Here is a 19,294-nt window from a genome sequence, read left to right on the forward strand (position 1 = left end):
CGATGATTTCATTGTACCGAAGACGGTTCAAAGCCTATGCCGCGGGAACGATGTTCCTGCTTCCCGCGGCGCTTCTGTTCGCCGTATTCATCTTCTTGCCGATTGTGATTGGACTCGGCATGAGCTTTACCGATTACGGCGGCTTTGAAATTAAGCCTGCATTCGTTGGGCTGGACAACTATGCGAGGCTCATTCATGACGACTATTTCTTGATTTCGCTCAGGAACAATCTGGTCTACACCGTTTTGTTCGTGCCGCTGACGATGCTCTTCGCGCTGGCATCGGCGCTGCTGGTCAACAAAGTGCTTCATTTGCGCAAATTTTATCGCATGGCCTTCTACTTCCCTCAGATTACGTCCATGGTTTCGGTGGCAATCGTTTGGGGACTGCTGCTGAACCCCATGAGGGGGCCAATCAACGCGATTCTGTCCTCGCTCGGCATCGGGCATCCGCCGGAATGGCTGCAATCGACGCAATGGGCGCTAATAGCGGTTGTCATTGTATCGGTATGGAAGAGCTTCGGCTATTACATGGTTATTCTGCTTGCAGGCATACAAGGCATTCCGGATTATTTGCATGAAGCGGCCAAGCTGGATGGAGCGGGCAGATGGAAGCGGTTATGGCATGTGACATTGCCGGGGCTTTCGCCCATTCTGTTCATGGTGCTCATCCTGACGATTATTTCATCGTTCCAGGTATTCGATCTGGTGTCTGTCATGACGGACGGAGGTCCAGGAAGATCGACGAATGTGCTTGTGTTCCGGATGTATCAAGAAGCCTTCATTCATTACAAGATGGGCTACGCATCGGCAATGGCGGTGATCCTGTTCGTCATCGTGCTCATCATATCGCTGATTCAATTCCGAATGGAGAAGAAATGGGTGAATTACTAGGAGGTGGCTTGAGCATGACAGCAAATCGCGTAGAGAAGGCGGTTGTCAGAATCGGCAATCTCGCTCTGTATATCGGGATGCTTGGCGCGGCGCTGCTGACGCTGTTTCCATTTATCTGGATGCTGCTTGCTTCTGTCAGAACGGATGTGGATATTTTCCGCAATCCGATGAATTGGTTTCCGGAGGAATGGCATTGGCAAAATTACAGCACGGTGTGGGATGTCATTCCGTTCGGACAATATTACTGGAATACCGTAAAGCTGACGATTGCGATTACGGCCGGACAGCTTATCATTTGCGCGCTGGCGGCGTATGCGTTCGCGCGTCTCAAGGTTCCCTTCAAGCAAACCTTGTTCATGCTGTTCATGACGAATCTGATGGTGCCTTGGCATTCGATCATGGTGCCGCAATTTATGATTATCAGCAAGCTGGACTTGTACAATACGCATGAGGGCTATGTACTCATTCAGTTGTTCAGCGCTTTCGGCATTTTTCTGCTTCGGCAGTTTTTCATGACGCTGCCGATCGAGCTGAACGAAGCGGGAAGAATCGACGGCTGCAGCGAATGGGGGATTTTCTGGCGCATTATACTGCCGCTGGCGCGTCCCGCTCTGGCTACGCTTGGCATTTTTACGTTTACGTTTATGTGGAATGACTATCTGGCTCCGCTGATCTATATTAATGACGATTCGCTCAAAACGCTGCAGCTTGGCTTGCAAGCGTTCCAGACCGAGCATTCGATGGACTACGGCTTATTGATGGCGGGAACGGTCTGCACGATATTGCCGATGATTGCCGTGTTCCTCGTTGGAGAGAGCTTCTTCACGAAGGGCGTCGCGACTACCGGCATGAAGAATTGACATTGACTTTGAAATTGATATGGATATGGACATTGACATTGACATTGATATGGACAGCATTGAATTTACAGGGGAAATGGGGAGAGATGATGGGAGATCATTGGGTAAAAATTCGCGGCAAGGCGTTTGAGGCCGGAGGAGAGGAAATTCTGCTCCGCGGCTTCTGTTTGGGCACATGGATGAATCTGGAGCATTTCATGCTGGGCGTTCCCGGCACCAACTCCATGATCAAAGAGGCGTTCGCCGAGGTGTTCGGAGAGGGGACGGCGGCAAAGTTCTGGGATCGATATTTGAAAGGCTTCGCCGACGAGCGAGACTTCGCCTATATGAAGAGTCTAGGCGTCAATTCGCTCCGAATTCCGTTCAATTACAAATACTTTCTCGATGATCAGCATCCCGAGACGATTAAGGAGGAGGGCTTCGTCTATCTGGATCGGATCGTGGAGCTGTGTGCGGCTCACGACATATATGCGATTCTCGATATGCATGCGGCGCCTGGCGGGCAGAATCCGGACTGGCATTGCGACACGACGAGCGGTTTGCCGCTGTTCTGGTCGTACGGCGCGCTTCGCGACAGCGCGATCCGCGTATGGAAAGCGATCGCGGATCGCTACAAGGATCAGCCGTGGATCGCCGGATACGATTTGGTAAACGAGCCTTCCCTGGTCAAGGACGCGGCGGCATTTAACGATTTCTACAGGAAAGCGATAGCCGAAATCCGCGAAGTGGATCCGAACCATATTATTTTCGTATCGGGCAACGCGTTCACAACCGACTTCTCTATGGTGGAAGCCCATGAAGATCCGCTTGTCGCTTACACCTTCCACTTCTATCCCTTCGTCGAAAACCCGGCCGTGCTGTCGCCGGAGATGGCGAGGGAAGAGCGGAAACGGCTGTTCTCGGAAGAGTTCGAGAAGCTTGCGGCTATTCGGGACAAGTATGATCGGCCGGTATGGTGCGGCGAATTCGGCCTGGTATGGGAGCGCGAGCAGATCGCGCATCAGGTTGAGATCATGGAGGATATGCTGGAGCTGATGGAGCGCCACGACATCTCCTGGTCGCTGTGGACTTACAAGGATGCGGAGGTTATGGGAATCGTCTATCCAAGGGAAGACACGCCATGGCAGCTCTTCACCGGAGAAATTCGCAAGGAGTGGAATCAGCATGAGGAGCAGGCGAAGGGCGAGAAGCTGGTCGACTATATGGCTTCCGAGTATTTCCGGCCCATCGACGATACGCTAAGATATCCGCTGCAATTCCGCATGCGCACCATTATGCAAGCGATTTGCGTGGAGCAGCATCTCAAGCCGCATTTGAGAAAGCTGAGTGTTGACGCTTTGATGAAACTTGCCGATTCTTTCTCTTTCGATCAATGCGGCAGTTGGCCGGAGCTGGAACGATTGGTGAAGGGAATTACGTTGGGCGAGAAGATGATGTGACAAGCCGGGAAGGCTTGAAGATGTAAACTGAGCAGAGCAACCGTGTCAAAAAAACTAACCGTATGGCATCTTGACTTTCAGACAGCCGGGCGGTAGAATAAACAATCAGTATATGAATATTGGGATTTGATGACGGGATCAAGTAATTCTAGGACGGGTACACAGAGAGGGATGCCGATGGCTGGAAGCATCCTTACGCCGATGGAATGAAGAACCTCCCCGAGAACGATAAGCGAACCGGATTCGGTGCGAAGCATTGCCGGAACTCGTATTAGCTTATTCGCGCATGACGGACGTTACCCGTTCTGAAGCGAGCTGTCGGCGGATTGTCCGCGCATGCTCGGAATGTGGGTGGTACCACGGGAGAAACAACTCTCGTCCCTTCGGCTATGCCGAAAGGACGGGAGTTTTTTGATGCTTGCAGCTGTAACGGACTTTTTCGAACCTTAGAAGCTCTTTTTAGCTGGCTCAGATTTTTAACGGACTTTTCCGACCTTTAGCGGGTTAATTTGGTTGTTTTTCCGCTCATTTGGTTGGCTAAGAGGACAAAATGTCCGTTAGAGCAATCGAGTGTTGAAAAACGCCGTCTAAGAGGACGAATAGTCCGTTAGAGCAGTTCACTGCTTTTAAAGGTCGCCGTCAGGTGTTTTTCTCACCACAATAGAATTTATAAGTTTCCGAGACATTTAAACTGTAAATTCATTTGGCGATAAAACTTTCCTCATGCTTACGAAGCTGCTTTGCTTCGCAAAGCTTCAGGTCGCTCATCTTCGAAAGGCCGAGGGTAGAGGTTTTCTCATTCAAAAAAACAAATGCGAGTCATGATGAAGCAAGGAGGTCCGATCAACATGAAATTTCAAAAATCGCCGGGAACGCAGGATATATTGCCAGGCGCGGTAGAGAGATGGCAATTCGTCGAAGGAAAGGCCAGAGAAATTTGCAGCAGATACAACTTCCGGGAAATTCGCACGCCGATCTTCGAGTCGACCGAATTGTTCCAGCGCGGAGTCGGCGAAACAACCGACATCGTGGAGAAGGAGATGTACACGTTCATCGATCGCGGTGAGAGGAGCTTGACGCTTAGACCGGAAGGCACGGCCGGCGTTGTGCGCTCTTATGTGGAGAACAAGCTGTACGGCGAGCCGGATGTATCGAAGCTGTATTATATCGGACCGATGTTCCGTTACGAGCGTCCGCAGGCGGGACGATACCGCCAGCTGCATCAGTTCGGCGTTGAAGCGATCGGAGCCGTTGATCCCGCGCTGGACGCCGAGGTTATCGCGCTCGGGTATACGTTCTATACGGAGGTCGGCCTTCGCGGCGTGCGCGTGGAGATTAATTCCGTCGGGACACCGGCGGTAAGAGCGGATTTCCGCGAGAAGCTGCTTGCTTTCCTTGAGCCGAAACGCTCAATCCTATGCAAGGACTGCCAGTCCAGAATGGATCGCAATCCGCTAAGGGTGCTCGATTGCAAGGAGGATCAGAAGCATTTCGAAGGCGCGCCTTCGATTCTGGACAGCTTGGACGAGGAATGCCGGCTGCATTTCGACAAGGTGCAGCAATGCCTCTCGGATATGGGCATCCCGTATTCGATCAATTCGAAGCTGGTACGCGGACTCGATTATTACACGCATACCGCCTTCGAATACAAAGCCGAAGGCATCGGCGCCATCGATACGATTGGCGGCGGCGGACGATATAACGGGCTGGTGTCCGATATCGGAGGTCCTGATCAGCCCGGTGTCGGCGTGGGGCTTGGCCTCGAGCGGACGATTCTGCTGCTCGAGCATCAGCAGACCGAATTGCCGAATAAGCATGAGATCGACGTCTATCTGGTCGCGCTTGGCGACGCGGCGGACCGGGAAGTGACGAAGCTGGTCTATCAGCTGAGGCAGAGAGGCATTCGCGCGGAACGCGACTATCAAGGCCGCAAGATGAAGGCGCAGATGAAATCGGCTGACCGTCTCGGAGCGAGGTTCACCGCCATACTGGGCGATAACGAGCTCGAAAGCGGAGAAATCGTGCTCAAGGATATGGCGAAGGGCGAGCAGAATACGATCGCGCTGGCAAATCTGGCATCGGCCATTCAAGAATAAGCTTTAAGCTTGCATACAAATATAAGGTACTGGAAGAGAGGCTGATAACAATGATGATGTTAAAAACGCATAACTGCGGAACGCTTACGAAGGCGGATGTGGGCAAGGAGGTAACGTTGAACGGCTGGGTACAGAGACGCCGCGACCTGGGCGGCGTGCTGTTCATCGATCTTCGCGATCGCACCGGCATTGTACAAACTGTCTTTAATCCGGATTTCTCGGGAGACGCGCTGGCGATTGCCGATCGCGCGCGCAACGAGTTCGTGCTTGCTGTGCAAGGCAAGGTTGTCGAGCGCGACGCCGAAACCTACAACGCGAATCTCGCGACCGGCGAGATCGAAATCCGCGTGACGACGATCGAGGTTATGAACGCGGCGAAGACGCCTCCGTTCCCGATCGAGGATGGCGTAGAGGTGGATGAATCGCTTCGCCTTAAATACCGCTATCTGGATCTGCGTCGTCCGGAAATGCAGAAAACGCTGCTGCTTCGTTCGAAATCGGCCAAGATTTTCCGCGATTTTCTGGACGGAGAGGGCTTCATTGATGTGGAAACGCCGATCTTGACCAAGAGCACGCCGGAAGGCGCGCGCGATTATCTCGTGCCGAGCCGCGTGCATGAAGGCGAATTTTTCGCGCTGCCGCAATCGCCGCAAATTTTCAAGCAATTGCTCATGGTTGGCGGCATCGAGCGTTATTATCAAATCGCGCGCTGCTTCCGCGACGAGGATCTTCGCGCGGACCGTCAGCCGGAATTCACGCAGGTCGACATTGAAACCTCCTTCCTGTCGCAGGATCAATTGCTCGGCATGATGGAGCAGCTTGCGGCCAAGCTGCTTCGAGAGACGGTCGGCGTGGAGCTGCAGCTTCCGTTCCAGCGCATCACGTACGCGGATGCCATGAACAAATACGGCTCCGACAAGCCGGATCTTCGTTTCGGGTTGGAAATTCAAGATATTACGGATATCGTCTCGGGCAGCGATGTGAAGGTATTCGCAAGCGTTGCGGCTGGCGGCGGCGTAGTGAAGGCGCTGAACGCCAAGGGCTGCGCAAGCTGGAGCCGCAAGGAGCTGGACGATCTGCAACCGTTCGCGGCGCGTTACGGCGGCAAGGGCCTCGCTTGGATTACCGTCAAAGACGGCGAGTGGCGCGGACCTATTGTCAAATTCCTGAAGCCGGAGGAGATTGCTTCTCTGACGGAACGTCTTGGCGTAGAGGACGGCGATTTGCTTACCTTCTCCGCGGACAAGTCGAAGGTTGTGGCGGATGTGCTTGGCAACCTGCGTCTGAAGCTTGGCAAGGAGCTTGGCTTGATCGACGAATCCGCGTTCAAGTTCGCATGGGTCGTGGACTTCCCGTTGCTCGGCTGGGATGAGGAAGCGAAGCGCTATGTAGCGGAGCATCATCCGTTCACGCGTCCGAAGGAAGAGGATGTTCATCTCTTCGATACGGATCCGGGCCAAATTCGCGCGCAAGCTTACGATCTTGTGCTGAATGGCTACGAGGTCGGCGGCGGATCCATGCGGATCTACAAACGCGATGTTCAGGAGAAAATGTTCAAAGCGCTCGGCTTCTCCATGGAAGAAGCGCATGAGAAGTTCGGCTTCTTGCTGGACGCATTCGATTTCGGAACACCTCCGCATGGCGGAATCGCCTTTGGCTTCGATCGCTTGGTTATGCTGCTGGCGGGCCGCACGAATTTGAGAGAAACGATTGCGTTCCCTAAGACGGCGAGCGCAACGGATCTGCTATGCGACGCTCCGTCCGAGGTCGAGCAGTCCCAACTGGAGCAGCTTCATATTCGCACGGTGCTGAAACCGAAGCCGGTGGCGGCGGGCGCGGTTGCTGGCGCAGCGGACAAAACGGAATAGAAGAAGTGAAGGAGGCGGCTTATGCTGCATCAATTCTCTCGAACGGAATTAGCGATTGGGCCGGAAGGCCTGGAGCGAATGAAGAACAGCACGGTTGCCGTGCTCGGAATCGGCGGGGTCGGATCGATCGCGGCCGAGGCGCTGGCGCGAACCGGAGTCGGCCGCATCATCCTGATCGACAAGGATGTTGTGGATATTACGAATATCAATCGTCAAATTCATGCGTTGACAACGACCGTCGGTCAGCCGAAGGCGGATTTGATGAAAGAGCGGATCGGATTGATCAATCCCGAGTGCGACGCCATATCTCTGCGGATGTTTTATACGGAAGAGACGTATGAGCAGTTGTTCGACTATCCGCTCGATTATGTGGTGGATGCGTCGGATACGATTATGTACAAAATCCATCTTATCAAGCAATGCCTGGAGCGGGGGATACCGGTCATCTCCTCCATGGGCGCGGCGAACAAGATGGATCCGTCGCGGTTCCGTGTGGCGGATATTTCGAAGACGCACACCGATCCCATCGCGCGTGTCGTGCGCACGAAGCTGCGCAAGGACGGCATTAAGAAGGGCGTTAAAGTGGTGTTCTCCGACGAGGAGCCGATGAAGCCGCGCGAGGACGTGACGCAGCGCATTGTGCCGGAGTCGGCTCCCGATATCCGGAAGGCGCAGCAGCCGCCATCAAGCAATGCCTTCGTTCCGCCTGTAGCGGGTCTCATCATGGTAAGCGAGGTTGTGAAGGATTTGTTGAAATCGACTTGAAAATAGTGAATGCCAGTCCTGCAAGAATAGATGCGGGGCTGGCGTTTTTTATGTATCTTATAGCATGATAAAATATCGATTGGAATGAAGGCTTGCAACGGCAACGGACATTTTCGGCTGAGCCCCTCTAGCTGGCTTTAAAGTACATCCGCGACCATTACACGACGATATGAACGATTTTGAGAATGTAAGGGTCGCATTTGACCGTTAGAGTCTGAAATCATGGTTGAATCCCCTCATTATCTCCTCTTACGGTCATCCGCGGCCGTTAAAATACCAGTTAGGAGTGATTTCAGCTTCTTACGGTCAATTGTGACCGTTGCGCCACACGCCTTGCGTTGCCCTTCACGCCTTGGTCAAATGGCCACGTTCTCACGGATCCACAATGAATCGGCAGCCTCTTGCTTGAATGGCGGAAGAGAGATACACTTATATTAAATCAATGAAACTGTGTTTCATTAAATGAAACTACAAAGATGAAGGAAGATAAATCTTTTGAGACGAACAACTGCACAAAGGTTATTTTCAGCTCTTATCGAATAGGATTAGGAGGCGATAGCGGATGTCCTATCTGTTCATTGGCATTGATCATGTTCAGCTTGCCGCGCCAAGCGGCTGCGAGGAGGAAGCAAGAGCCTTTTTCGGAGAACTGCTGGGCATGGCGGAGATACGAAAGCCGGAAGCGCTTCGGAAACGCGGCGGAGTTTGGTTTCAATGCGGAGCCCAGCAGCTTCATATTGGCGTTCAAAGCGATTTCATTCCCTCCAAGAAAGCCCATCCGGGGTTTGTGGTTCAGCAACTGGAGAGCTTGAAAGAGAGGCTTCGAGAGAATGGCGTCGTGATTACGGAAGACAGCCAGAGGGATGTTGAGGGAGTCAGCCGATTCTTTTGTGAGGATCCGTTTGGCAATCGAATTGAATTCATGGAGGTTGGAAGAGATGGATAGCAAGTCGAGATTTACGAATCGTGTTGAGAATTATGTGAAATATCGTCCAAGTTATGGCAAGGATGCTGTTGATTTTCTTTATGAAACAATCGGCTTTCGCAAGGAAGACATCATCTGCGATATGGGCTCCGGCACAGGGATTTTCTCCAAATTGCTGCTTGAGCGCGGCAGCGAGGTGATCGGTCTCGAGCCGAACGAGGCGATGCGGGAGGAAGCGATGAAGCAGCTCGCGGGTTTTCCGAATTATAAAGCTGCAGAAGGTTCGGCCGAAGAAACCGGACTGGAGGCGGCAAGCGTCAATCATATTGTGTGCGCGCAATCGTTTCATTGGTTCGATCAGGAGCTTGCCAAGAGGGAAATGAAGCGGATTTTGAAGCCGGGAGGGAAGGTTGCGCTGATCTGGAATTCGCGCAAAACAACCGGCTCGCCATTCCTGGAGCAGTTCGAACAGCTTCTCCTGGACTTCGGCGCCGATTATGAGAAGGTTGGCCATAAAAGCATTACGCAGAAATCGCTGCAGCCATTCTTTGCTGAAGATGGGCCGAATCTTGAACGTTTTGTGATGCGGCAGCGTTTCGACGAGACGGGACTTCTAGGACGCTTGCTATCTTCGTCCTATTGTCCGCTACCGGGACAGAAAGGCTACGACCGGATGATCGATAGACTGAGAAGGCTTTTCGAAGAGAATGAGAGCGGCGGCTGTGTGACGGTGGAATATGATACAGAGCTGTATTGGGGTGAGGTGTGAGCGGACAGTAGATTGCGGCGATTCATACACGGTACGCTACGATGAAGCCACATCCGTCAAGCTGGACTTGTGGCGAACGTTTGTGCGGATATGCTATGATGGAGATCGATGGGAGTAAGGCTGCCCTGGATGCTTGAGACGTTAACAACAGCAGGAAGACGACTATCTGCAAAGGATTGTGTTGCTTTATGGATTTGTTCTCATACCATGAGGAAGAAGCGCCGCGCGCGCGTCTGCTTGCGGATCGCATGAGGCCGCTGACGCTGGACGAATATATCGGTCAGGAAGCTATTGTCGGGCCCGGCAAGCTGCTGCGTCGCGCCATTGAAGGCGATCAAGTTTCATCTATCTTGCTGTATGGACCACCCGGCTGCGGCAAGACGACGCTTGCCAACATCATATCGCTGCGCACGGACGGCGACTTCGTGAAATTAAACGCCGTAGACGCGTCGGTGAAGGATGTCAGAGAGGTTATCGAACGGGCCAGAACGAACAAGACGCTCTATGGGAAGAAGACGACCTTGTTCCTGGACGAGGTTCATCGGTTTAATACTTCGAGACAGGATGCGCTGCTTCCGGCTGTTGAACAAGGCATCATTATATTCATCGGCGCGACGACAGAAAATCCGTTCCATCACGTGAACGGAGCGCTGCTGTCGCGTTCGACGCTGTTCCAGCTTGAGGCTCTGGAAGAGCGTCATGCGCTTGAAGCGATGCGCAGGGCGCTCTCGGACAAGGAGCGCGGACTCGGATTTATGACGATTCAGGCGGAGGAGGACGCGCTTGCGCATATTGCGGCTATGGCGGGAGGCGATATTCGCCGTGCGCTCAATGCGCTGGAGCTGGCGGCTGTCACGACGCCGTCCCAAATAGACGGTTCGGTTCATATTACGCTTGAAGTGGCGCAGGAATCAATACGGAAGCCGTCTATTCGCGCGGATTTGTCCACGCAATACGACGTGCTATCGGCCTTTCATAAGAGCGTGCGAGGCTCGAGCGATGCCGCGCTGTTCTGGTTTCTGTACGCTGTGGAGAAGCTGGGAATGGATCCAATGACCTTTCTTCGCAGGCTGATCGTCGCCTGCAGCGAGGATATTGGCTTGGCGAATCCGCAGGCGATGCTGCAGGCCGTGACGGCGATGGATGCCTATCACAAGATTGGCTGGCCGGAGGCGAAGTATAATATCGCCCAAGCGATTCTGTTCGCGGTGGAGAGTCCCAAGTCGAATGCGACTGCCGTCGCGATCGGCAATGTCACGGCAGCCATCGAGCGTGCGGGCAACGCCGAGGTTCCGCTTCATCTGCGGGACACGCATTACAAGGGAGCCGCGGAGCTGGGTCATGCGGGTTACAAATATCCACATGATTTCCCGAATCACTTTGTAGAGCAGCAATACTTGCCTGACAGCCTGAACGGTTCCCGTTTCTACAAGCCCTCCAATCAAGGGACGGAGGATAAGATCAAGCAAAATCAGCAGCGCCGCAAGCCGTGATTTCGCTGATTACTGGAGAGAAAACATAAGACCGAGGTAGAGGAAGAGAGGCATCGTCAGCCCCATAATAAAGCTGCTGAATACTTTGCGCTGCTTGTGCATGAGGATGACGCCTGCTCCCATGATTCCAGCAGCGGCCAGCATCAGAATGCTTTCGGTGCGGACGCTTAACTGCAGCGACAAATCGGGACTGAACGAGCCTCTGTAGATGGCTGTGAATAACGGAGAAGGCGAGACGGTCTGCAGTGTTTCCCTGACAATATGAGGCGGCGCTTGCTGTCCTAATGCGGCAGTCGCGAATAAGACAAGCAAGCCGATGGCGCTTTCCGCTCTCAGCCAAGGCTTGGGATTGAAGCCGGGGCGCTCCTTCAAGATGCGCTTGTAGCCAAAGCCGTTCGTGTAAGCAAATAAAAGCAGAGGCAGAATGAGCAAATGCTTTACAAGGAGCAGCTGACCGTAAGGCAGCATCCAACTGTTCAGATATTGAGGCGTCGTGAAGGTCATGAGCGCGAAGCCCGCCGTCAAGGTCAGCGCTACGGCAACAACGGCGGCAGGAGAGAACCATTTCAGGAAGGCGTTCCAGCTTCGATGGCTGCCGGTATCCTTGGAGAACCAGCTGACGACGAAGAGAATGCCAAGCCAGAGCGTCGCCGTCAGAAAATGAGCGGTATGAACGATGAGACCCTTCCATGGGCTGATCGAAGCGGCATGGCTGGCATAACCGAGCCAAATCATCATCAGCAGAACGATGAATAAGGCAAGTTTTGGCGTTCTTCTGTCATGCTGGAGCGATCGCATGCCGAGCAGCAGCGCGAGACCGACCGAAGCGATTGCCGTCCATACAAAAGCTTTGCCTGCGTTCACGTCGAGAAGCAGGCTCTTCAGCATGGCGCTATAGCTAAGCTCGAATTCATCCGCATAAGAAATAGCAAGCTCATGAAGCGGTATGTAAGACAACAAAGGGATCGCGAGCGCGCAGCCAATCAACAGCCGCTGCGGTACCTCGACAAGAGGGCGCGCATGCTCCGGCACGAGCCGAAGCGCCAGCGCTCCTGTCAATATCGCGAAGCATAGGTAGAGCAAGCCTTCGCTCCAATAGATCATTGCCGGCGTCTCCGCATGAAATAGAAGAGGGCGGCCAATACGACGATGATGGCTCCGATGGCGATAAGCGGAGCAAGGTCAGAGCTTTCTTCGTCTCCGGAATTGCCGTCCTTGCTGTCTCTGTCTGTTGCTCCGGTCGCATCATTATCGCCAACTGACGCATTGGTCGGTGCGGCATCGGGAGAAGGCGAGCTGTCCGGCTGCCCGGTTACAGCAGCTTCCGTAGACGGAGCGGGAGATGGACTTGCCGTTTGGGAAGGGGCGGCGACTGTAAACGAATATTCGCCTTCTACGGCATGGCCGTCAGCGCCCACCGCAGTCCATTTCACCGTATAAGTGTCGTTTGGAAGCTTGGCGGGTAACGCGGCCTTAAGCGTGGAGCCGCTCGCTTCCGGTTTGCCTGTCTCGACCTGTTCCCCGGCAGAATCATACAGCTTGAATGTGCTGAGCGACTCGATTTTGGTCGAGAAGGTCATCTCCACCTCCACCGGCGATTCAGCGACAGTGGAATCTTTGTCAGGCGCGGCCGATTTGACCGTGGAATGCGCGAATGCCGCCGCGGGCATAACGAATAGCAGCAGAATGACTATAAGAAATACTTTTTTCATCAGGAATTCCTCCTCGTATTGCAGCGGTTTGACCGCTTCTTGCATTATACCAAATTGATCGCGTATTTCGACCCGCCTTGGCGCTCAAACGGTAGCAGACTTGTGAACATTGCCCGCAATCGGGCGGCGATAGCTTCATGACCGCACATAATGGATAGGCAGTTCTGAATAGATATAATAAAAGATTTTGAAGGAGGTGCTCCTGTGGTCGTTTACCCGCAATGCCTGCGGCGCGATCGACAGGGAAGCGTTGAATGATTCTTTGCCCTCAGGCGTGCTGCTTCTGTTTGCTTGTTTCTTCCTGCTTTGTGCGGGAGGCTTCGCGATCATGCGAAGGATTGTTGCCGGATGGAGTATCACTCGTAACGCCTTGGCGAGTGCTGAAGTCATGCCCATATGGCTTCAGCGAACAGCGGATTCGCCGAGTCTTTTCAAGCATGTTTTGGCTTATGGACGCTTTTACACGGCATGCAGTTTTCTCGGGATGTTCGTCTGCTGTGCGGGCGTCGGATGGATAGTCTCCGCTTTGTCGGCTGCATGGCTGAAAGAGTGGGTATACCCGGCTGGCTATGCAAGATTCTTCGCTGAATTCCTCATCTTCCTCCTTGCGGTTCTCTTCTTATACTTTCTTTTGATGCAGCTTACCGACATTGATTTTTTTGACAAGAGGGCGAAGCCTGTTCATACCGAAGAAGAGCTTCGCAGATTTATGCAGGAAAGCCATCAAAGAGGCTTGATTGATCAGACCGAGCTCATGTTCGTGGACAATATTTTTCAATTCTCGGAAACGACAGCCAGAGACATTATGATTCCCCGTACGGAAATGATTTGCCTGCGCGCCGGCTTGTCGCTGGGAGCCAATATGGCGATCGCGATTCAATATATGCGCACCCGTTACCCGGTATGCGATAACGACAAGGACAATATTGTCGGCTTCGTTCATATCAAGGATCTGCTCAAGAAGGATATGTCGAAGGAAACGAGCATTGCGGGATTGATCAGGCCGGTCACGACGGTTCCCGAGTCTATCTCGATCAGCAATCTGCTTAAGCTGATGCAGAAGAAACGAAGTCAAATCGCGATTTTAATTGATGAATACGGCGGAACCTCGGGGCTGGTGACCCTGGAGGATATTATGGAGGAAATCGTCGGCGACATTCAGGATGAATTCGATCCGGACATGAAGTATATTGCGCTGCATGAAGACGGCACCTATTCCGTTAATGGGCAAATCCTGATTGAAGAAGTGAACGGCTATTTCGGACTCAACATTCCAACGGATGATTATGACACGTTCGGGGGCTGGCTGTACGCGCATTTGGAGGGCGCTGCGTTCCCCGGTCAAATCACTGATTTAGGCTGGAAATGGAGGTTTCAAGTGGAAGAGATCAAGCAGCTGAGAATCGCTAGAGCAAGATTGCTTCCTGCTGAGAGAACTCCCGGCTTCCCATACAAAAAAGAGCTTAACCAGGCCGGCAGTCAGCCCGATTAAGCTTATATCAGTGTACCTGCGCTTGTTATTACGACGTCTGCTTCGAATACGGCTTCTTCGTCACTTTGTCGATGGTGCCGCCGCCAAGACAGATCTCGCCGTCGTAAAGCACGACCGCTTGTCCAGGCGTAACAGCTTTCTGCGGCTTATCGAACGCAACGAGAGCTTCGCCGTTCTCCCGCATGGTTACGGTTACTCCTTGATCGGGCTGCCGATAGCGGAATTTGGCCGTGCATCTTAGCGGTTTCGACAGATCGCGCGCCGCAATCCAGTTCATGCCGGTTGCGACAAGGCTTTCCGAATACAAGCTTTCATGCGTCTCACCTTGCACGACGTATAGAATATTTTGCTCCAGATTCTTCTCGGCGACGAACCATGGCTCTCCCGTTCCCGAGCCTGTGCCGCCGATGCCAAGGCCTTGACGCTGTCCGAGCGTGTAATACATCAGTCCGTCGTGACGACCTTTTTTCTCGCCGGTTCTAATGTCGATCATGTCGCCCGGCCGCGCCGGCAAATAACCGCTTAGAAACTCCTTGAAATTGCGTTCCCCGATAAAGCAGACGCCCGTGCTGTCCTTCTTCTTCGCGGTATAGAGGCCGGCTTCCTCTGCAATGCGGCGCACCTCAGGCTTCGGCAGATGCCCGATAGGGAACATCGCTTTGGCCAATTGCTGCTGATTAAGGGCGCTGAGGAAATAGGTCTGGTCCTTATTCGTATCCACCCCGCGAAGCAGCTCGGTTACGCCGCTCTCGTCACGCCGCACCTGCGCGTAATGGCCGGTGGCAAGGAAGTCCGCATTCAACTCCAGCGCCTTCTTGAGGAAGTCGCCGAATTTGATCTCGCGGTTGCACATCACATCCGGATTAGGCGTTCTGCCCTGTTTGTATTCATCGAGGAAGTAGGTGAACACTTTATCGAAATATTGCTTCTCGAAGTTAACCGTATAATAAGGGATGCCGATCTGATCGCATACCCGGCGCACATCCTCTGAATCCTCCTCCGCCGTGCAATGGCCGAATTCGTCGGTATCATCCCAGTTTTTCATGAAGATGCCGATTACATCATAGCCCTGCTGCTTGAGCAGGAGCGCTGTTACGGAAGAGTCGACGCCGCCGGACATGCCGACCACGACTCTTGTGTCCGCGTTTGACTTTGTCAATCCAATCACCGCCTTGTTGAATGAAACAACAATATTGTACCATAGGATTGAAACATTTTCATGAATCCCATAAGCTTTTTGTATCGGTTGCGCGAGGGGATATGTTAACATAGAAGAAATATGGGAATACACTGAGATACAGAGAGGTGCAAAATGAAAATCTCAACGAAGGGCCGTTACGGTCTGACGATTATGATGGAGCTTGCAACGGGATACGGACAAGGGCCGCTTTCCCTGAAAAGCATTGCGGAACGCAATGGACTTTCGGAGCATTATCTGGAGCAGTTGGTAGCTCCGCTGCGGAATGCCGGTCTGGTGAAGAGCGTTCGCGGCGCCTACGGCGGCTATATATTATCGAAGGATCCGGCGGAGATTACGTCAGGAGACATTATTCGCATATTGGAAGGGCCGATTTCGCCCGTCGACTTCACGGAAGAGGATGATCCGGCCAAGCGCAATTTGTGGCTGCGCATCAGGGACGGCATTGCGGAGGTGCTCGATTCAACGACATTGGAGCATTTGATTACCTATCAAGAAGCCGAGAAGAAAGACTCCTATATGTTTTACATCTAAAACAGGATTTTTTGATTCTTGCACTTTAAGCGGAAACGGGTGAAGATGATTGCGTATGTATTATTTCGACCATGCCGCCACGACGCCGCTGCATCCTGAGGTCATTCACAAGATGCTTGAGATCATGCAGGGACCGGGCGGCAATAGCTCCAGCATTCACGCGTATGGACGGGCAGCCAAGAAGGAGCTCAGCCATGCGCGTGATCTCATTAGCGGGGCTCTCCGCTGCAAGCCGGGCGAGCTGCTGTTCACCTCCGGCGGCACGGAGAGCGACAATGCGGCCATTATCGGTGCGGCCAGAGCGCAGCGCAGGCAAGGCAAGACCCAGTTAATTACATCCGCGGCCGAGCATCATGCCGTCTTGCATACCTGCGGGTGGCTTCAGAGGGAAGAGGGCTTCTCCTTATCCATACTGCCGGTTGATCATGAGGGGAGAGTCGATTCTCTGCAGCTGCAGGAGGCGCTTGGACCGCAAACGGCGCTTGTCAGCATCATGCACGGCAATAATGAAGTAGGAACGCTGCAAGAGATTGAGGCGCTTGGGGAGCTTGTTCATGCTGCAGGAGCGTTATTCCACGTCGATGCGGTGCAAACCCTGGGCAAGATGCCTATTGCTCTGGATGAGCTTCCGGTCGATTTGATGAGCTTCTCAGCCCATAAGATAAACGGTCCGCAAGGGGCGGGCGCCCTTTATATTTCGAGCGGCACGCCGTTCGAGGCTTTGCAGCAGGGCGGCTCGCAGGAGAGAAAGCGCCGCGGCGGCACGGAGAATATCGCGGGAATCGCCGGATTCGCAGCAGCTGTTGACATTTGTGTGAACAAAATGAATTTTCAGCAACCTTTTCTGGACAAGCTTCGTAAGAGATGGGTAGAGTTGCTTGCTCAAGGGCTCGGAGAAGATGCGATCGCGGTAAACGGACATCCCGTCCGCCATTTGCCGCATATCGCGAATATCTCGTTTCTTGGCATCGATACGGAGAGCATGCTTATGAATTTGGATATGGCCGGCATTGCGGCCGCCAGCGGCTCCGCCTGCACCTCCGGCTCGCTTGAGAAGTCGCATGTACTCGGCGCAATGGGGCTTTCGCAGGAAATTATCGATTCCGCTGTAAGATTCAGCTTTGGATTGGGGAATACTTTGGAGGAACTAGAAGAAGCCGCCGGGATTGTTGTGCGAATCGCGCGCAGACTTCGGGAATCGGCTTAGGAGGCGCTCATCCAAAGTGATTAAACTTCAACAATTAATCGGCATGCCTGTTATCGTCATTCATTCGGGCAAGCTTGTCGGCATCGTGAAGGATGCCTGGTTCGACGAGCACTGGCAGCTGAAAGGTCTGATTCTCGAATTCGCCAGACTGTTCGCCGCCAGAGTGAAGGTGGTGCTCTGGGAGCATGTTCTGACCTGCGGGGAGGATGCGGTCATCATCTCGGATGAGACTGCGGTGCAATCGGCGAAGCCAAACGAGGTGCAGCGGGCCTTCCATTCGGGAGTGGTGAAACTGAGGGATTTGCCGGTTATTACGACCGGGGGCATGCAACTGGGGACCCTCTCGGATGTTTACTTCTACCCTTTTAAGGGTACACAGATAATAGGATATGAGCTAACTGACGGTTTTGTTTCGGATCTGAGAGAAGGGCGTAAATGGCTGAAGGCGCCGAGCGATCCGGATGAGGTATTGCTTGGGGAAGACGCGATTATCGTTCCGGCTGTCAGTGACACGGAATTGGAGCCAGTCGCCGCTTCCAATTTCACAGGATAGGGAGAAATGTTTATGATGAGATGTCCGAATTGCAATTCGAAAGATATCGGGAAGATTGGTTCCCACCAGTTTTATTGCTGGGGCTGCTTTATTGAACTGACAGTGAACGGCGAGAAAATGTCGGTCTACCAAGTGGAAGAGGACGGCACCTTAAGCTCGCTCGACGACCTTTTCTTTGAAGAAGAGATTCCGCAAGAGCATACGCATGTTAATTAACTGCATCTGAAACGTTAACGAAGACGGTATCCGGGATTTCTCCCGAACCGTCTTTTTTGCATGGATTGGCCGCTTCAAGGATGAACCGCCGGACTTGTACATATACTGAACTATACGGTTGCGCGCGGCCGGCGTTTATTTGCCGCCGCGCATACGTCTTTAATGCTTGGAGGTGCAAGTATGGAGCGTTTCACGGGAAACAGAATTTTCGTAGGGCTGGTCTATTTCATATTAGGGCTAATTGCCGTTTTTTTTCTTATGCAGCTCAAGCCGCTTATAGCGACTCTGTTCGGATTTCTCAAAGCGGTCCTCGGCCCTTTCATTATTGCCATGATCATATCCTATGTGCTTCATCCCGTCGTAACCTTGCTTCACGAGCGCAGAGTTCCTCGAACGGTCGCCGTGCTGCTTATCTACGCGGTATTCTGCACCGCGTTCACCGTCTTGCTCGTGAACATGATTCCGATGTTCATCGGACAGGTGCAGGAGCTCAATGAGCATATGCCGGAGCTGACGCTGAAGGCGCAAGATATATTCTCCGACATTAACAACACTTCGTTCCTGCCGGACAGCATCAGAGAGGGCATGAACCGGTCGCTCATGCATATCGAGAAGAGCATATCGAACGCGCTGTTCAATCTGGTCAACAATATCGGCGCCATGCTCAGCGCGATGTTCGTCGCTTTCGTCATACCGTTCCTGGCGTTCTATATTCTGAAGGATTTCGATGTGTTCGAGCGCACGATCATTACCTATGTGCCGAAGGCGCATCGCAAAAACACGGTACGTCTGCTCAAGGACATCGACAGCGCGCTGGGCAGCTACATCAGGGGACAGTTTCTGGTGTGCATGATCGTAGGCGTGCTGGCCTATTGCGGCTACCTGATCATCGGAATGCCCTATGCGCTGCTGCTGGCGGGCATTGTGGCGATCACGAACATCATTCCGTACCTGGGAGCCTTCTTCGGCGCGGCTCCAGCGCTGCTGATGGCTTCGACCGTGTCGATGAAAATGATCATTCTCGTCGCCGTCGTGAACCTGCTCTGCCAGACGCTGGAGGGCAATGTGATTTCGCCCCAGGTGGTGGGAAGATCGCTGCATCTGCATCCGCTGCTCATCATTTTCGCCGTGCTTGTCGGAGGACAGCTCGCCGGCATTGTCGGCATGATTCTCGCCGTTCCGATCTTCGCGGCTTGCAAGGTCATCATGCAGCATATGTTTGCTTATTATGTCAGGAGAAAGATCATTTGACAGCCCCGATGGCTGTAGCTATA

General features: G+C 53.1%; 18 protein-coding genes. 15 read left to right on the forward strand and 3 right to left on the reverse strand.

The window, feature by feature from the left end; translation table 11 throughout:
* The first annotated feature begins 2 nt into the window (after nucleotides 1-2).
* The 9 genes from HFP08_RS16245 to HFP08_RS16285 all read left to right on the forward strand — a co-directional run bounded on the left by HFP08_RS16245 (nucleotide 3) and on the right by HFP08_RS16285 (nucleotide 11,108).
* On the forward strand, nucleotides 3-893 hold the full coding sequence (locus HFP08_RS16245) for a carbohydrate ABC transporter permease (RefSeq protein ID WP_168121656.1): 891 nt from the start codon (nucleotides 3-5) through the stop codon (nucleotides 891-893).
* A 14-nt stretch (nucleotides 894-907) separates the two neighbouring features.
* A complete protein-coding gene (locus HFP08_RS16250; RefSeq protein WP_240941479.1) occupies nucleotides 908-1,753 on the forward strand; it encodes a carbohydrate ABC transporter permease in 846 nt (281 codons plus the stop codon).
* 86 nt (nucleotides 1,754-1,839) lie between these two features.
* Nucleotides 1,840-3,192 carry a glycoside hydrolase family 5 protein gene (locus HFP08_RS16255; RefSeq protein ID WP_168121657.1) on the forward strand — a complete coding sequence of 451 codons (1,353 nt, stop codon included), beginning with the start codon at nucleotides 1,840-1,842 and terminating at the stop codon, nucleotides 3,190-3,192.
* 848 nt (nucleotides 3,193-4,040) lie between these two features.
* Nucleotides 4,041-5,288 carry a histidine--tRNA ligase gene (hisS, locus tag HFP08_RS16260; protein ID WP_168121658.1) on the forward strand — a complete coding sequence of 416 codons (1,248 nt, stop codon included), beginning with the start codon at nucleotides 4,041-4,043 and terminating at the stop codon, nucleotides 5,286-5,288.
* Between the two features lie 53 nt (nucleotides 5,289-5,341).
* Nucleotides 5,342-7,156 carry an aspartate--tRNA ligase gene (gene aspS, locus HFP08_RS16265; RefSeq protein WP_168121741.1) on the forward strand — a complete coding sequence of 605 codons (1,815 nt, stop codon included), beginning with the start codon at nucleotides 5,342-5,344 and terminating at the stop codon, nucleotides 7,154-7,156.
* Nucleotides 7,157-7,177: 21 nt separating this feature from the next.
* Entirely contained in the window at nucleotides 7,178-7,921 is a 744-nt protein-coding gene (locus HFP08_RS16270) for a tRNA threonylcarbamoyladenosine dehydratase (protein WP_168121659.1), read from the forward strand.
* Between the two features lie 562 nt (nucleotides 7,922-8,483).
* Nucleotides 8,484-8,867, forward strand: coding sequence for a VOC family protein (locus HFP08_RS16275; RefSeq protein WP_168121660.1), 384 nt, complete (start codon nucleotides 8,484-8,486; stop codon nucleotides 8,865-8,867).
* Complete coding sequence (locus HFP08_RS16280; RefSeq protein WP_168121661.1) at nucleotides 8,860-9,615, forward strand: class I SAM-dependent methyltransferase; 756 nt, start codon at nucleotides 8,860-8,862, stop codon at nucleotides 9,613-9,615. The genes HFP08_RS16275 and HFP08_RS16280 overlap by 8 nt, the downstream gene beginning before the upstream one ends.
* 188 nt (nucleotides 9,616-9,803) lie before the next feature.
* On the forward strand, nucleotides 9,804-11,108 hold the full coding sequence (locus HFP08_RS16285) for a replication-associated recombination protein A (protein ID WP_168121662.1): 1,305 nt from the start codon (nucleotides 9,804-9,806) through the stop codon (nucleotides 11,106-11,108).
* 9 nt (nucleotides 11,109-11,117) lie between these two features.
* Here the strand turns inward: HFP08_RS16285 and HFP08_RS16290 are convergent, their stop codons facing one another.
* Complete coding sequence (locus tag HFP08_RS16290) at nucleotides 11,118-12,212, reverse strand: copper resistance D family protein (protein WP_168121663.1); 1,095 nt, start codon at nucleotides 12,210-12,212, stop codon at nucleotides 11,118-11,120.
* Nucleotides 12,209-12,820 (reverse strand): copper resistance CopC family protein, encoded by a 612-nt coding sequence (locus tag HFP08_RS16295; protein WP_168121664.1) that lies wholly within the window; start codon nucleotides 12,818-12,820, stop codon nucleotides 12,209-12,211. The genes HFP08_RS16290 and HFP08_RS16295 overlap by 4 nt, the downstream gene beginning before the upstream one ends.
* 196 nt (nucleotides 12,821-13,016) lie before the next feature.
* On the opposite strand from HFP08_RS16295, the gene HFP08_RS16300 reads away from it, so the two are divergent.
* Complete coding sequence (locus HFP08_RS16300; protein WP_481856579.1) at nucleotides 13,017-14,312, forward strand: hemolysin family protein; 1,296 nt, start codon at nucleotides 13,017-13,019, stop codon at nucleotides 14,310-14,312.
* Between the two features lie 28 nt (nucleotides 14,313-14,340).
* On the opposite strand, the gene mnmA is transcribed toward HFP08_RS16300, so the two are convergent.
* Nucleotides 14,341-15,471 carry a tRNA 2-thiouridine(34) synthase MnmA gene (gene mnmA / locus HFP08_RS16305; protein ID WP_277345860.1) on the reverse strand — a complete coding sequence of 377 codons (1,131 nt, stop codon included), beginning with the start codon at nucleotides 15,469-15,471 and terminating at the stop codon, nucleotides 14,341-14,343.
* Nucleotides 15,472-15,624: 153 nt separating this feature from the next.
* Between mnmA and cymR the strand changes: the two genes are divergently transcribed.
* The 5 genes from cymR (at nucleotide 15,625) to HFP08_RS16330 (ending at nucleotide 19,271) form a co-directional block, all read left to right on the forward strand.
* Nucleotides 15,625-16,044 carry a cysteine metabolism transcriptional regulator CymR gene (gene cymR / locus HFP08_RS16310; RefSeq protein WP_168121666.1) on the forward strand — a complete coding sequence of 140 codons (420 nt, stop codon included), beginning with the start codon at nucleotides 15,625-15,627 and terminating at the stop codon, nucleotides 16,042-16,044.
* Nucleotides 16,045-16,099: 55 nt separating this feature from the next.
* Nucleotides 16,100-17,251, forward strand: coding sequence for a cysteine desulfurase family protein (locus HFP08_RS16315; protein WP_346768740.1), 1,152 nt, complete (start codon nucleotides 16,100-16,102; stop codon nucleotides 17,249-17,251).
* Nucleotides 17,252-17,267: 16 nt separating this feature from the next.
* On the forward strand, nucleotides 17,268-17,804 hold the full coding sequence (locus tag HFP08_RS16320; protein ID WP_168121668.1) for a PRC-barrel domain-containing protein: 537 nt from the start codon (nucleotides 17,268-17,270) through the stop codon (nucleotides 17,802-17,804).
* Nucleotides 17,805-17,816: 12 nt separating this feature from the next.
* Complete coding sequence (locus HFP08_RS16325; RefSeq protein WP_168121669.1) at nucleotides 17,817-18,020, forward strand: hypothetical protein; 204 nt, start codon at nucleotides 17,817-17,819, stop codon at nucleotides 18,018-18,020.
* 180 nt (nucleotides 18,021-18,200) lie between these two features.
* Complete coding sequence (locus tag HFP08_RS16330) at nucleotides 18,201-19,271, forward strand: AI-2E family transporter (protein WP_168121670.1); 1,071 nt, start codon at nucleotides 18,201-18,203, stop codon at nucleotides 19,269-19,271.
* The last annotated feature ends 23 nt before the right edge of the window (nucleotides 19,272-19,294 follow it).

Origin of the sequence: Paenibacillus sp. HB172176 (genome assembly GCF_011947265.1) — a bacterium.
GTDB lineage: Bacteria > Bacillota > Bacilli > Paenibacillales > Paenibacillaceae > Pristimantibacillus.